This window comes from Providencia sneebia DSM 19967, from assembly GCF_000314895.2.
GTDB classification, from domain to species: Bacteria; Pseudomonadota; Gammaproteobacteria; order Enterobacterales; family Enterobacteriaceae; genus Providencia; species Providencia sneebia.
Window position 1 is genome coordinate 3,719,372 of the sequence record NZ_CM001773.1, and the last position, 12,998, is coordinate 3,732,369.

Annotated in this window: 8 protein-coding genes and 1 pseudogene; 2 read left to right on the top strand and 7 right to left on the bottom strand. The window is 38.1% G+C overall.

Translation table 11 applies throughout. The features are described from left to right. Window positions 1–942 precede the first annotated feature (942 nt). The 4 genes and pseudogenes from hemG to pepQ all read right to left on the bottom strand — a co-directional run bounded on the left by hemG (window position 943) and on the right by pepQ (window position 4,912). Window positions 943–1,466 (bottom strand): annotated as a pseudogene (hemG, locus tag OO7_RS15410) (menaquinone-dependent protoporphyrinogen IX dehydrogenase). A 16-nt stretch (window positions 1,467–1,482) separates the two neighbouring features. Then, the gene (gene trkH, locus OO7_RS15415; protein WP_008916865.1) at window positions 1,483–2,934 is read right to left on the bottom strand and encodes a Trk system potassium transporter TrkH; all 1,452 of its coding nucleotides are present in this window, start codon (window positions 2,932–2,934) and stop codon (window positions 1,483–1,485) included. A 23-nt stretch (window positions 2,935–2,957) separates the two neighbouring features. Beyond that, complete coding sequence (locus OO7_RS15420; RefSeq protein ID WP_008916866.1) at window positions 2,958–3,578, bottom strand: IMPACT family protein; 621 nt, start codon at window positions 3,576–3,578, stop codon at window positions 2,958–2,960. Then, window positions 3,578–4,912, bottom strand: a complete 1,335-nt coding sequence (pepQ, locus tag OO7_RS15425; RefSeq protein WP_008916867.1) for a Xaa-Pro dipeptidase — start codon at window positions 4,910–4,912, stop codon at window positions 3,578–3,580. The genes OO7_RS15420 and pepQ overlap by 1 nt, the downstream gene beginning before the upstream one ends. Before the next feature lie 255 nt (window positions 4,913–5,167). Between pepQ and fadB the strand changes: the two genes are divergently transcribed. Continuing rightward, window positions 5,168–7,360, top strand: a complete 2,193-nt coding sequence (gene fadB, locus OO7_RS15435; protein ID WP_008916868.1) for a fatty acid oxidation complex subunit alpha FadB — start codon at window positions 5,168–5,170, stop codon at window positions 7,358–7,360. A gap of 4 nt (window positions 7,361–7,364) precedes the next feature. Continuing rightward, the gene (fadA, locus tag OO7_RS15440) at window positions 7,365–8,531 is read left to right on the top strand and encodes an acetyl-CoA C-acyltransferase FadA (protein WP_008916869.1); all 1,167 of its coding nucleotides are present in this window, start codon (window positions 7,365–7,367) and stop codon (window positions 8,529–8,531) included. Between the two features lie 129 nt (window positions 8,532–8,660). On the opposite strand, the gene OO7_RS15445 is transcribed toward fadA, so the two are convergent. From OO7_RS15445 to ubiD, 3 genes are all read right to left on the bottom strand, one after another. Next, window positions 8,661–10,295: a hypothetical protein gene (locus OO7_RS15445; protein WP_156823157.1), complete on the bottom strand. Its 1,635-nt coding sequence runs from the start codon at window positions 10,293–10,295 to the stop codon at window positions 8,661–8,663. 359 nt (window positions 10,296–10,654) lie between these two features. Further along, the gene (gene fre / locus OO7_RS15450; protein WP_008916871.1) at window positions 10,655–11,356 is read right to left on the bottom strand and encodes an NAD(P)H-flavin reductase; all 702 of its coding nucleotides are present in this window, start codon (window positions 11,354–11,356) and stop codon (window positions 10,655–10,657) included. A 10-nt stretch (window positions 11,357–11,366) separates the two neighbouring features. Then, window positions 11,367–12,839, bottom strand: a complete 1,473-nt coding sequence (ubiD, locus tag OO7_RS15455) for a 4-hydroxy-3-polyprenylbenzoate decarboxylase (protein WP_008916872.1) — start codon at window positions 12,837–12,839, stop codon at window positions 11,367–11,369. Window positions 12,840–12,998 lie beyond the last annotated feature (159 nt).

Below are 12,998 nucleotides of genomic sequence, written 5' to 3' on the forward strand. Positions count from 1 at the left end.
AAGACGTTCTTCAGACACGAGGCGGGGATGCATCAGGCTTGCGCCCAATGTGCAATATTCCCCACTGGTGCCTCGCCGTAGGAGTTTGGGCCGTGTCTCAGTCCCAGTGTGGCTGATCATCCTCTCAGACCAGCTAGGGATCGTCGCCTAGGTGAGCCATTACCTCACCTACTAGCTAATCCCATATGGGTTCATCCGATAGCGCAAGGACCGAAGTTCCCCTGCTTTGCTCCAAAGAGATTATGCGGTATTAGCCACCGTTTCCAGTGGTTATCCCCCTCTATCGGGCAGATCCCCATACATTACTCACCCGTCCGCCGCTCGTCAGCGAGAAGCAAGCTTCCCCTGTTACCGCTCGACTTGCATGTGTTAGGCCTGCCGCCAGCGTTCAATCTGAGCCATGATCAAACTCTTCAATTAAAAGTGTTTGATGCTCAAAGAATCTTTACTGTCGCCTGATTTCCGAAGAAACCAGATTACCTATTAGTTCATATGTATATGAATTAACGTGTTAGTCACTCTTCAAGACTTTTTCAATCAAATATTTTTTGATAGTGTCTTGTGAGTGCCCACACAGATTGTCTGATAAATTGTTAAAGAGCGTTGCGACTATCTTTTGGATAGTGACCAGAGGTCTTTAACGCAAGGGGGCGTATAATACGCTTACCTTTTCGAGATGTCAAGCTTTTTTTCGCTTTTTCTTTTCAGAACATCTCGCTGCCGTTTTGGTTAGCACTTCACTTAACATTAAGTCATTTAACTTCAAGTTGTTAACTGCGGCTCCATCACTCAGCGTTGCTTTGCATCGCCTTGTTCCCGGTCAGTGGATGCGCATTATAGGGAGCTGGAGAATTCTGGCAAGTGTTTTTTTGATTTTTTATTTCAACCGATGAAATATTAAACCAATCGTTTAAAATCACAACTTTTTGTAGAAAATACACACTACAATTGTTGAAATTCCTCTACAAACTTATTTACTTTATCCCAATTGGTATATTCTATTTCTGTTTGCGGGTCTGTAGGTCCATTTGTCATTTTCATAATAAGCGGATCATTGTTCTATCAAACCAGCTATACCGCGGATAGCACAAAGCACCTGCGAATACGGAAATAAGCGTTGGGCTCCATGGACTCTTTTCTAAAAACTTTCGGGTATAAGCATTTGTAGCTGGAGTATCCTTACCTTCTTTTCTTGCTGTAAGATTGACGCTAAAAAAGGCAGTTTTCATTGTATTAAGCTGATTTTGATAGGCTGTCGCAAATCGTAGAAGCCTTTTATTAAAATGCCCATAACGAATAGACGCACCTACTAATACCTTATTATAAGCAGATAAATTAAGATTTTTTTCAGTGTTCAGATCCCGTATATCACACTGACAACCTTGTGTTCTCAATTGTTCAGCTATTGTTAAGACAATCTTTTTAGTTTGACCATCCGTACTTGAATATAAGAGTAAATAACTCATTGTTAATCCTATTCAACTAATCACGCCAGAAGGTTGGCGTAAATAATACCAATAAAGTGAAAACTTCAAGACGCCCAAATAGCATAGTCACAACAAGTATCCATTTACCCACCGGATTCATTGATGTGAAATTATCCGCAACCGATCCTAAACCGGGCCCAAGGTTATTTAATGTTGTCGCGATAGCAGAAAAAGCAGAAAACTCATCAACACCTGTTGCTATTAAGATTAATAAGCTAACAATAAAGACAAGTGCATAAGCTGAAAAGAATCCCCATACGGCTTCGATAATGCGTTCTGGTAATGCCCTTTGCCCTAGCTTAATCGTATACACGGCGTTAGGGTGAACTAACCTCTTTAATTCTCGAGAGCCTTGAAGGAATAATAATAAAATCCGTATGACCTTTAAGCCACCACCTGTTGAACCAGCACAGCCTCCAACAAAAGCAGCACATAATAGAAGCATAGGTAAAAAGAGCGGCCAACCAGAGAAGCTATCTGTTGTAAACCCTGCGGTTGTTGCCATTGAAACGACTTGGAAAAAGGCTTGATCTAAAGTTTGCCCAAACGAATCGTATACTGCATGGTAGAGCAGTACCAACGTACAAATAATAACGAGCACTAGCTGAAAACTAATAAAGGTTTTAAATTCAGGATCTTTCCAATATATCCCTAAACTCCGCCCTGTTAATACGGCAAAGTGTAAGCCGAAATTACACCCTGAAATAATCAAAAATACGGCAATAATGGTATTAATTGCTGGACTATTAAAATAGCCAATACTGGCATCATGGGTTGAAAAGCCACCTATCGCTATTGTTGAAAAGCTATGTGAAATAGCATCAAAGACATCCATTCCTGCAAGCCACAAAGCAATAGCACACACAATGGTAAGTAAAACATAAATAAGCCAAAGGGTTTTTGCGGTTTCTGCAATTCGTGGCCGCATTTTATTATCTTTTAATGGCCCGGGCATTTCCGCGCGATAAAGCTGCATGCCACCGACCCCTAATAAGGGAAGAATTGCCACAGCTAAGACAATGATCCCCATACCACCGAGCCACTGTAGCATCTGCCGATAAAATAAAATGGCTTTTGGTAATGTATCTAGACCAACAAGTGTTGTTGCCCCCGTTGTTGTCAGCCCTGAAAAGGATTCAAAAAAAGCATCTGTAACTGAAAGATTTGGGCGCTCTGAAAAAATGAAGGGCAAAGCCCCCACACTCCCCAGAACTGTCCAGAATAAAACAACAATTAAAAAACCTTCTTTTGCCTTCAGCTCATGTTTGCTGTTACGCGTTGGTATCCATAACATTAAGCCAATAATTAAAGCAGCGACAAATGTTTGGCTAAAAGCTCGTCCTGCACCATCACGATAAATAAGCGCGACAATGCCGGGGACGATCATCGTAAAAGAGAAGATAATAACGAGCAGCCCGACAATACGGGTTATTGCACGAAAATGCATTCGGCAGATTCCTTGCTAACCAATTAACTATTTATAGATTCAGGTATGAGTTCTAAAGCACCGCGGCTTATATCACGTAATTTATCATTAACATCTTGTTCTAAGGTCGTTGGAATGGAAATACGCAAACGTACAACTTCATTGTAGTCACTATGTACTATCATGCCATTGACCTGAGTAATAAGTTGTTCAACATTATTAATCAATGAGTAATCACATACCAAATGGAAAATTTTTTGCGGTACTTTTATTTCCGTTGGCAACAACTTAAGTGCTTGCTGGGCACCATTTCCATACGCTTTAACTAAACCGCCTGTGCCAAGTTTTATACCACCAAAATAGCGCACAACAACACAGGTAATTTCACCGATCTGGCTGCCAAGCAATTGAGCCATAATAGGTTTACCTGCCGTACCCGTAGGTTCACCATCATCAGAAAAGCCCAATTGTTGGGAATCATCTGGCCGTCCAGCAACGAATGCCCAGCAATGGTGCCGGGCATCAGGATACTGTGCTTTGATGGATTGAATATACTCCTTCGCAGCATCAATACCCTCAGTGTGTGCTAAATAGGTAATAAAACGGCTTTTTTTAATTTCTTCTACAAAAGAAATGGATTCTGCCGGAATTAAATAAGATTTCATTAAGGTAAATGCAGGTCTCGAGTCATATTTTCAACCCGATTATGGTGAATGATGATGTTATCTTCAATACGAATTCCCCCATAAGGTTTGAATTGTTCAATTTTATCCCAATTAAAATATCGGGTGAACTCACCTGCACGCCAAGGGGAAAGTAAAGATTCAATAAAATAGAGGCCCGGTTCAATAGTGACAACCATTCTTGGTTCTATCACTCGAGTACAACGAAGAAATGGATACATTTTAGGCGCAGCAAGTAATGTTCCGTCTTCATCTTGCATAAATCCACCAGCATCATGAACCTGTAAGCCTAATAGATGTCCTAACCCATGAGGTAAGAAAGGTGTTGTAATACCTTGCTCTACCATTGCTTCTTCACTGATATCCTTAATTATTGAATGTTTTTTCAATAATTTTGCGATCCGATAATGCATATCGACATGGTAATCTGTGTAGCGAACACCCGCTTTAATTGAATCAATTAACGAGAGCTGTTGCTTGTTTAAGTCTGCAACTAACGCGGCAAAATCGTTTTTATTTTTCGCAGCATAGGTTCTCGTAATATCAGCAGCATAACCATTATATTCTGCACCTGCATCAATTAAAAAGCTGCGAGATTCACTCGGTGCCTTTTGCTGTAATTTTGTATAGTGCAAAACGGCTGCATTTTCATTTATCGCGATGATATTGTCATAAGGCACATCTGTATCACGATGACCAGTCGCTTCCAAGTAACTAATATTGATATCAAATTCACTCATGCCTGCTTGGAAGCCTTCAAACGCAGATAAATGACCATTTACCGCCATTTTCTGTGCTTCTCGCATACAGTACATTTCATAATCAGTTTTATATGAACGGTGGTAATGATAAAAATCAATGACAGGTTTAGGATTAATATTATGCAGGCGAATACCTAAAGATTCTGCTTTTGCTTTATTAGGGCCGATATAAGCAACATGCTCTTTAGAAAGATTCGCTAAAAATTCATTAATATCATCAGCGTTTTTTAGATGAATCAGTTCGACTTCTTTTGTCCAAAAACCATTTGGTAGCGGCTCAACACTATGCCAATAGTCTACTGGTGAATAAAACCATAACTTAGGTTTATTAATACCATCAACTAATAGCCATGAATGTGGAACATCAGTGACTGGAACCCATGCTTTGAAATGTGCGTTGACTTTAAACGGATAATCTCTGTCATCCAAAAAAATACGTTGTGGGTCACCGGAGTGAATGAGTACGGCATCTAATTTACTGCGTTGTAAGACTTGCTGAGTTCGTTCTTGCAAAGTTTTAATATGTTCAGCGTAGAGTTCAGTCAGTTTTTCCATTTCCTTCAACCTTTGAGCTTGATTAGAAAATCCAAGCTTAACACGTTCTTTAATATGCGGGTATGAGCTGTCGTAAATATCAATTTAATTGATTGATTATTAATTAAAATATCATTTTTATTTAAATACATTCTACTTAATAGCTGTGATCTACCTTCCAATTCATTAATCAAATATTTGCATTTAATTAACATTCTGGTCACACTCAAAACAATCTGGTCATACCAGATGATTAAATCATCAGAGGAGAACAGCATGCTTTATCAAAGTGAAGTGATCTATGTTCAATGGTTGAAAACAGGTATTGCAGAACTCGTTTTTAACTCACCTGGACCAATAAATAAGTTGGATACTCATACCGTTGCTTCACTTAATGAAACAGTCACTGTTCTTGAACAACAGCCCGACTTACTCGGTGTTATTTTCAGATCGGATAAACCTGCATTTATTGTAGGTGCCGATATCAAAGAATTTCTTTCGCTTTTTGAAGCGCCAAAAGAAACACTGACTGAATGGTTGAATTATGCTAATCAGATATTTAACCGCATTGAAGATTTACCGGTTCCAACCATTAGTGCAATCAATGGATATGCATTAGGTGGTGGCTGTGAATGTATCTTAGCCACTGATTTTCGAATTGCCTCCCCAGATGCTCGTATTGGGCTACCTGAAACCAAACTTGGCATTATGCCTGGTTTTGGTGGTTCAGTGCGCCTGCCTAGATTAATTGGGCTAGATAGCGCGTTAGAAATCATCACCGCAGGAAAAGATGTTAGTAGTCCAGAAGCACTCAAACTTGGGCTAATTGATGCCATTGTTGAAACGTCACAGTTAGCTGAAGCTGCTCTCGCCTTGATTGAATCAGCTATTTCAGGTGCGATAAACTGGCAACAAAGACGCTCACCTAAGCTAAATCCTTTGCAACTTAGCCCAATAGAACAAGCAATGAGTTTCAATGTTGCAAAAGGAATGGTGTATAAAGTTGCAGGAAAACATTACCCTGCACCAATGGTTGCCGTGAATACCATAGAAAAAGCCGCTAATTGTGCGCGTAATGAAGCACTTAAGCATGAAACAGCAGCTTTTGTTCCTCTCGCCCATACTGATGTTGCTCGTGCATTAGTGAGCATATTTCTTAATGACCAATATATTAAAGCCACAAGTAAACAACTTGCTCGTCATGTTGAAGCACCTCAACATGCCGCTGTGCTTGGTGCTGGTATTATGGGTGGCGGAATAGCTTATCAATCAGCCAGTAAAGGTGTGCCTGTCTTCATGAAAGACATCAATGATAAATCTTTAGATTTAGGCATTGAAGAAGCACATAAATTATTGAATGGTCAATTTGAGCGGGGAAGAATAAATGCTTCAAAAATGGCTAAAGTCCTTGCTTCAATCCATCCTTCACTCTCATATTCTGGGATCGAAAATTCACAGATTGTTGTCGAAGCAGTGGTAGAGAATCCCAAAATTAAATCATCTGTATTAGCTGAAGTCGAAAAATATGTTGAACCTGAAACCATTATTGCGTCAAACACGTCAACTATCCCTATCTCAGAATTAGCAAAATCTCTTCAGCGCCCAGAAAATTTCTGTGGAATGCACTTTTTTAATCCAGTTCACCGCATGCCACTCGTTGAAGTTATTCGGGGCAAACTGACCTCTGATGACACAATTGCAAAAGTGGTTGCTTATGCCAGCAAAATGGGCAAAACCCCTATTGTTGTCAATGATTGCCCGGGCTTTTTTGTCAACCGAGTACTATTCCCTTACTTTGCTGCCTTTAATCTATTAGTACAAGATGGCGCAGACTTTAGGGAAATAGATAAAGTCATGGAAAAAGAGTTTGGCTGGCCAATGGGCCCTGCTTACTTGTTAGATGTGGTTGGTATTGATACTGGTTTTCATGCAGAACAAGTCATGGCACAAGGTTTCCCAGAGCGCATGGCTAAAAATAGCAAAAATGCTATTGATGTCTTATTTGAGAATCAACGTTTTGGGCAAAAAAATGGCAAAGGATTTTATCAATATGAAAAAGATAAAAAAGGAAAGCCGAAAAAAATTGATGATCCAACAACAGATGAGCTGTTAAGTGCTATTCGTAAAGAAAAACGTTCATTTACCAAAGAAGAGATCATTTCTCGCATGATGATCCCGATGATCAATGAAGTTGTTCGTTGCTTAGAAGAAAGGATCATCGACAGCCCTGCTGATGCTGATATTGCTTTAGTTTATGGGCTTGGCTTCCCGCCATTCCGTGGGGGTGCTTTCCGTTATTTAGATACATTGGGCACCCAATCTTATGTCAAAACAGCTGAAGCCTTTACGCACTTAAGTCCACTTTATCAAATACCTAATGGTCTTAAAGAGAAATCTAAAAATAATGAAAGCTATTATCCGCAGCCAGCTGTTGTGAATATTGATATCAAAAATGTTGAGAGAGGCTAAGAGTATGGAAAATATCGTTATTATCGATGGAATACGTACACCAATGGGGCGTTCAAAAGGTGGTGTTTTTCGCCACACTAGAGCGGAAGACCTCTCTGCACATCTGATGAATGCCATATTTGAACGCAACCCTAATGCCAATAAAAAAGATCTTAATGACATTATTTGGGGATGTGTACAACAAACACTAGAACAAGGTTTTAATGTTGCCAAAAACTCAGCCCTATTAACTGATATTCCTCATACCGTTCCTGCTGTAACAGTTAATCGGCTATGCGGTTCATCAATGCAAGCTTTACATGATGCCAGTAGACTGATTATGACTGGAGATGCGGACTCTGTCTTGATTGGCGGTGTAGAACATATGGGCCATGTTCCGATGAATCATGGCGTAGACTTCAACCCTAAACTGACTTTACGCGTGGCAAAAGCCGCAGGTGCAATGGGATTAACAGCAGAAATGCTGGCACAAATGTATAAAATTAGCCGACAAGAGCAAGATGCTTTTGCACTTAGGTCACACCTAAGGGCTGCTCAAGCGACCCGTGATGGCAAATTTAAACATGAAATAGTCCCAATTGCAGGGCATGACAGCAGTGGCAATCTTTTTTCTGTTAATTACGATGAAGTGATCCGTTTTGATGCTAACCTTGAAAGTTTATCTTCCTTGCGTCCAGCATTTGACCCGGTTAATGGCACAGTAACCGCGGGTAATTCATCTGCACTTTCTGATGGTGCATCCGCCATGCTATTAACCAGTGAAACTTATGCAAAAGAACGGGGAATAAAACCAAGAGCGCGTGTTCGGTCAATGGCAGTTGTCGGTTGCGACCCTTCAATTATGGGTTTTGGTCCAGTACCTGCAACAGAGCTTGCTCTAAAACGTGCGGGACTTTCACTGGCTGATATTGACCTGATTGAATTGAATGAAGCATTTGCAGCGCAATCCCTTGCCTGTTTAAAAGGCCTGAAAGTACCTGAAAGTCAGATCGATGAAAAAGTAAACTTACATGGTGGAGCCATTGCTTTAGGTCATCCTCTTGGTTGCTCAGGTTCAAGAATTACCACAGCATTACTTAATCAATTAGAACAAAAAGATAAACAATTCGGATTAGCAACAATGTGTATCGGTTTCGGTCAAGGAATTGCAACAATCATTGAACGTATCTAAATCATATAAAGATAATAGGTTTGCCGTAGTTCTGTTGTATCTTGTAGATATTCCCGCCTAGTCAGGGGCGGGCTTTTTATTCTTAATGATTATGAATAACTAGATAATTTTTTTAACTTTTTGATTTAATTATACTGATTCTCTCAATGTAGATTTATCTTGTTTTATCCATTGTCCTTTATCAATTCCTGCGGCAAATTCAATAGAATCTCCATCCATAAAAATGCGTGTAATACCATCGGTATCATTTTTATATTTTCTAAGCATATGCCTAATTTCAGAAAAAGTGATAGGTTCACGAATTTCTTGATTACCGACTACCCTTCTCTCATTATTATTATAATGTTTGTTTTCTATCTCCATTTTTGTAATTTTTTCAGCTCTTATTTTAGAGGGTTTATTCCAAGAACTTAATATAGTTATATTATTTTTATTAAAAAAATCCACACCTAATTTACTGGAGTTTCTAAAAAAATGCGTTTGAATTAATTCATGAATTCCGTACATTATTTCAAGAGATAGACAATCATCATTATACATTGTTCTGAGTTGACGCTCAGCCTGATGAATATTTTTATTATCAAATAGATTATTCCCCTTTATAAAACAATCTAGATTTTTGATATCAACTGCACCAGAACTATTTTTTAATAATAGATTTTTTATTAACTTATTTTTTTCATCTGTCGATAGATTTTTAGCATTAACATAATGAAAAACATCTAGCTTTGTTTGATTTACTTTCAAATAGTCATGCCATTTATAAAGTAAATCATCTGTGTAATTATATGTATCATTTAAATATTCGCTAGGAATTATAACTCTTGTTGCAATATCCTTTGATAAATTTTGTATATTGTATAATAATCCTTCTTTACTTACATTATCAATATCATCATAATATGCTATAATATCTAATCTATGATTAAGTGCTGCAATCGTTACAACATCATAAATTTTATCACAAACTTCTTGATTATTTTGTATATACTCATCAACCAAATAGCGAAGCTTTTTTAAGAAACAATTGTGTATTAACACAGACATCCCGTGTAGATCATCACGTGATAATTTACCGCGGGCATGCATACTTCTAAGTTGAGCTTCCACCTCATGAATATTTTTATTATCCAGAATATTATTATTATTTATGAAGTCACGTAACTTCTTATAATCTACATTATCAGATACCAAAGATGTAGCCTCATACGTTAGCAATCGACGTTTTTTATCTCCGAATGAAGCAAAAAAATCCATTTTAGATTTATTACTTTCTACATAATCGACCATTTTACAGAGCGAACCATCCACATAACCTAAAGAATCACCAATTTGTTTAAAGTTATATATTCCTTTAGAAATAATGGAAATATTTTTTAATAAGGTATTAGTCGTTGTTTTTTTAAGATCACAATTATTAACTGAGATTCCCATTCCATTCTGAAAGATATCAATTAGTTTAGTTATATAATGATGATTTAACGTCCTTATATAATCAGATGCATCTCTTTGATGTGATGTAAAACCATAAACAGCCACCATTTTTGATTTGGTATAAGGAATATTTTTCTTAATATAACTTGGTGATATAAGCATATCCAAAAAATGTATTGTATCTTTATCATCGTATAAACGAGCACTACGATTAATATTAGATATACTTTTTATGTTTCTCCCTAATGATTTATTATTCGATACTTTAATTGATTTTGGTGTTTTAAAATTTATCCTACCTAAATTAATACTTTGATTTGTTTTATTCAAGCCTGACTCCTTTATCTTGATAAAATTATTATACTGTGTGGTTATATATGTTAATAACAAATAATTATTTAAAATATATAAAATATATAAAATATATAAAATATATAAAATATATAAAATATATACAAAAAATATCATTATTAGTCTCATATTTAATATCAATATTTGAATATTAATGAATATAAGAAGGTATGCAAGAATCAAAAAAATGATAACTAATTGAATATAAAGACCATTGCATTTAAAACTGATTTATAACATTATCAGTATAAATAAAAAATCCCTATAAAAAAGAGCTGTAGTCAGACAGCTCAATTTTATAGGGTTCTTTCTTAAAATTGATAGTTTATTTATATAAATTAAATAAACTCGTATGCATCACCAAATAATTGCTCAGCCTTAGCATTACGTTCAGAACAAAAACGCTCTCTTGCAATTTTTGCCATTTCAAAACGGCCTGCAATATAAATATCATGGGAAGAGAGATCACCAAAATCCTCTAACACTGCGCTCAAAACAGTTCCTGTTCTACCACGCCATAATTCATCGGGCTGCTCTACAATAGGAACAATTTTAAGATTTGGATAACGCTCACTTAATTCTTGAAGCTCACCAAGATCATAAAGATGCTCTAACTGGCGCCCGCCCCAATAAAATGTAATATCTCTCTCAGGATTTTCCATTAAAGCAGCAAGTAATACGGAGTGCGTATAAGAAAACCCAGTGCCACCTGCAACTAAAATCATTGGGTTTTGGCTATGTTCTCTGAACCAAGCTTTACCATGAGGAATATCAATATCAATTCGATGCTGTTCTAAAATCCTATCCATAACAGCCATCGCATAAAGATTGATTTCAGAAGCGCCAATATGAAGTTCAATCGTTTCTTTATTTGCAGGTGTTGAAGCCATCGAGAATGGTCGCTTATCACGCTCATCCATCACAACCATTAAATACTGACCTGCTTTAAAATGAAAAGGGCCATCCGGCAACAAAATAACCCGATAAACTGTATCCGTTATAGACTCGACAGATGTGACTTTGCAGCTCAAAGTTGCCATGGCTTCCCTCTTATTTATCAAAAATATTTAATTGATCCCAGATATCATCAACTCGTGACTTCACTTTTTCATCCATAACAATAGGTCGTCCCCACTCCCTATCAGTTTCGCCCGGCCATTTATTCGTTGCATCAAGTCCCATTTTTGATCCCAAACCAGAGACCGGAGATGCAAAATCCAGATAATCAATTGGCGTATTTTCCATCATAACGGTGTCGCGAGCTGGGTCCATACGCGTCGTAATCGCCCAAATCACATCTTTCCAATCTCGCGCATTGATATCATCATCACAAACAATAACAAACTTAGTATACATAAACTGTCTAAGATAAGACCAAACGCCCATCATCACACGCTTTGCATGACCCGCATATTGCTTTTTCATCGTGACAATCGCAAGGCGATACGAACAACCTTCTGGCGGGAGATAAAAATCAATAATTTCTGGGAATTGCTTACGCAAAATAGGCACTAAGACTTCATTTAAAGCCTCACCCAATACCGCAGGCTCATCGGGCGGGCGACCAGTATAAGTGGAATGATAAATCGCATCACTGCGCTGCGTGACATGAGTGACAGTAAAAACAGGGAAAGTGTCTATTTCATTATAATAGCCAGTGTGATCGCCATATGGCCCTTCAGGAGCAACTTCACCCGGTTCAATATACCCTTCAAGGATAATTTCAGCGCCGGCAGGTACTTCAAGGTCATTTGAAATACACTTGACGACTTCCGTCTTATTACCACGCAATAAACCAGCAAAAGCATATTCAGACAAAGTATCAGGAACAGGCGTTACGGCACCAAGGATGGTTGCAGGATCTGCACCGAGAGCTACTGCTACTGGGAATTTTTCACCGGGATGCTGTTCGCACCACTCCTGAAAATCAAGTGCACCACCTCGATGAGATAGCCAACGCATAATGAGCTTATTTTTGCCAAGAACCTGCTGACGATAAATACCTAGATTTTGCCGCTCTTTATTCGGACCTTTCGTGACTGTTAAGCCCCAAGTAATTAAAGGTGCTGCATCTTCAGGCCAACAATGCATGACTGGAATTTTTGTTAAATCCACATCTTCACCAGCCCAAATGTGTTCTTGGCAAGGCGCTGAACTTAACCTTTTAGCTGGCATATTAAGAACTTGCTTGAATTTTGGTAGTTTATCAAATAAGTCACGAAAGCCTTTCGGTGGATCTGGCTCTTTTAAAAAAGCAAGCAACTGACCAACTTCATGTAACGCTTTAATATCTTCTTGCCCCATCCCCATTGCAACGCGTTTGGTTGTACCAAACAAATTACAAAGAACAGGCATGTTGTAACCTTTTGGGTTTTCAAATAATAAAGCGGGTCCCCCTGCTCTTAGCGTACGGTCAGCTATTTCCGTCATTTCCAGATAAGGATCGACTTCCATCGTAATACGCTTTAGTTCGCCTTGCTTTTCAAGCTGCGCGACAAAATCTCTTAGATCACGGTATTTCATTATCTTCTTTTACTATTGCAGAGGGAGCCTCATTATAAGACGTCCGGCTAAGGTTACAAGTTACCCATAAAAACAATTAAAAATCAATTTAGTTATCCTAATAATCCGCCAATGTACTCAGTTATAACCAGCGAAATAAAACAAAACCTGCTGGAATAT

What these genes read in the sequence shown, in the direction of transcription:
- trkH (WP_008916865.1), bottom strand. Translation starts at nt 2,934, where the DNA reads ATGCATTTTCGTGCAATAACCCGTATTGTCGGGCTGCTCGTTATTATC.
- OO7_RS15420 (WP_008916866.1), bottom strand. Translation starts at nt 3,578, where the DNA reads ATGAAATCTTATTTAATTCCGGCAGAATCCATTTCTTTTGTAGAAGAA.
- pepQ (WP_008916867.1), bottom strand. Translation starts at nt 4,912, where the DNA reads ATGGAAAAACTGACTGAACTCTACGCTGAACATATTAAAACTTTGCAA.
- fadB (WP_008916868.1), top strand. Translation starts at nt 5,168, where the DNA reads ATGCTTTATCAAAGTGAAGTGATCTATGTTCAATGGTTGAAAACAGGT.
- fadA (WP_008916869.1), top strand. Translation starts at nt 7,365, where the DNA reads ATGGAAAATATCGTTATTATCGATGGAATACGTACACCAATGGGGCGT.
- fre (WP_008916871.1), bottom strand. Translation starts at nt 11,356, where the DNA reads ATGGCAACTTTGAGCTGCAAAGTCACATCTGTCGAGTCTATAACGGAT.
- ubiD (WP_008916872.1), bottom strand. Translation starts at nt 12,839, where the DNA reads ATGAAATACCGTGATCTAAGAGATTTTGTCGCGCAGCTTGAAAAGCAA.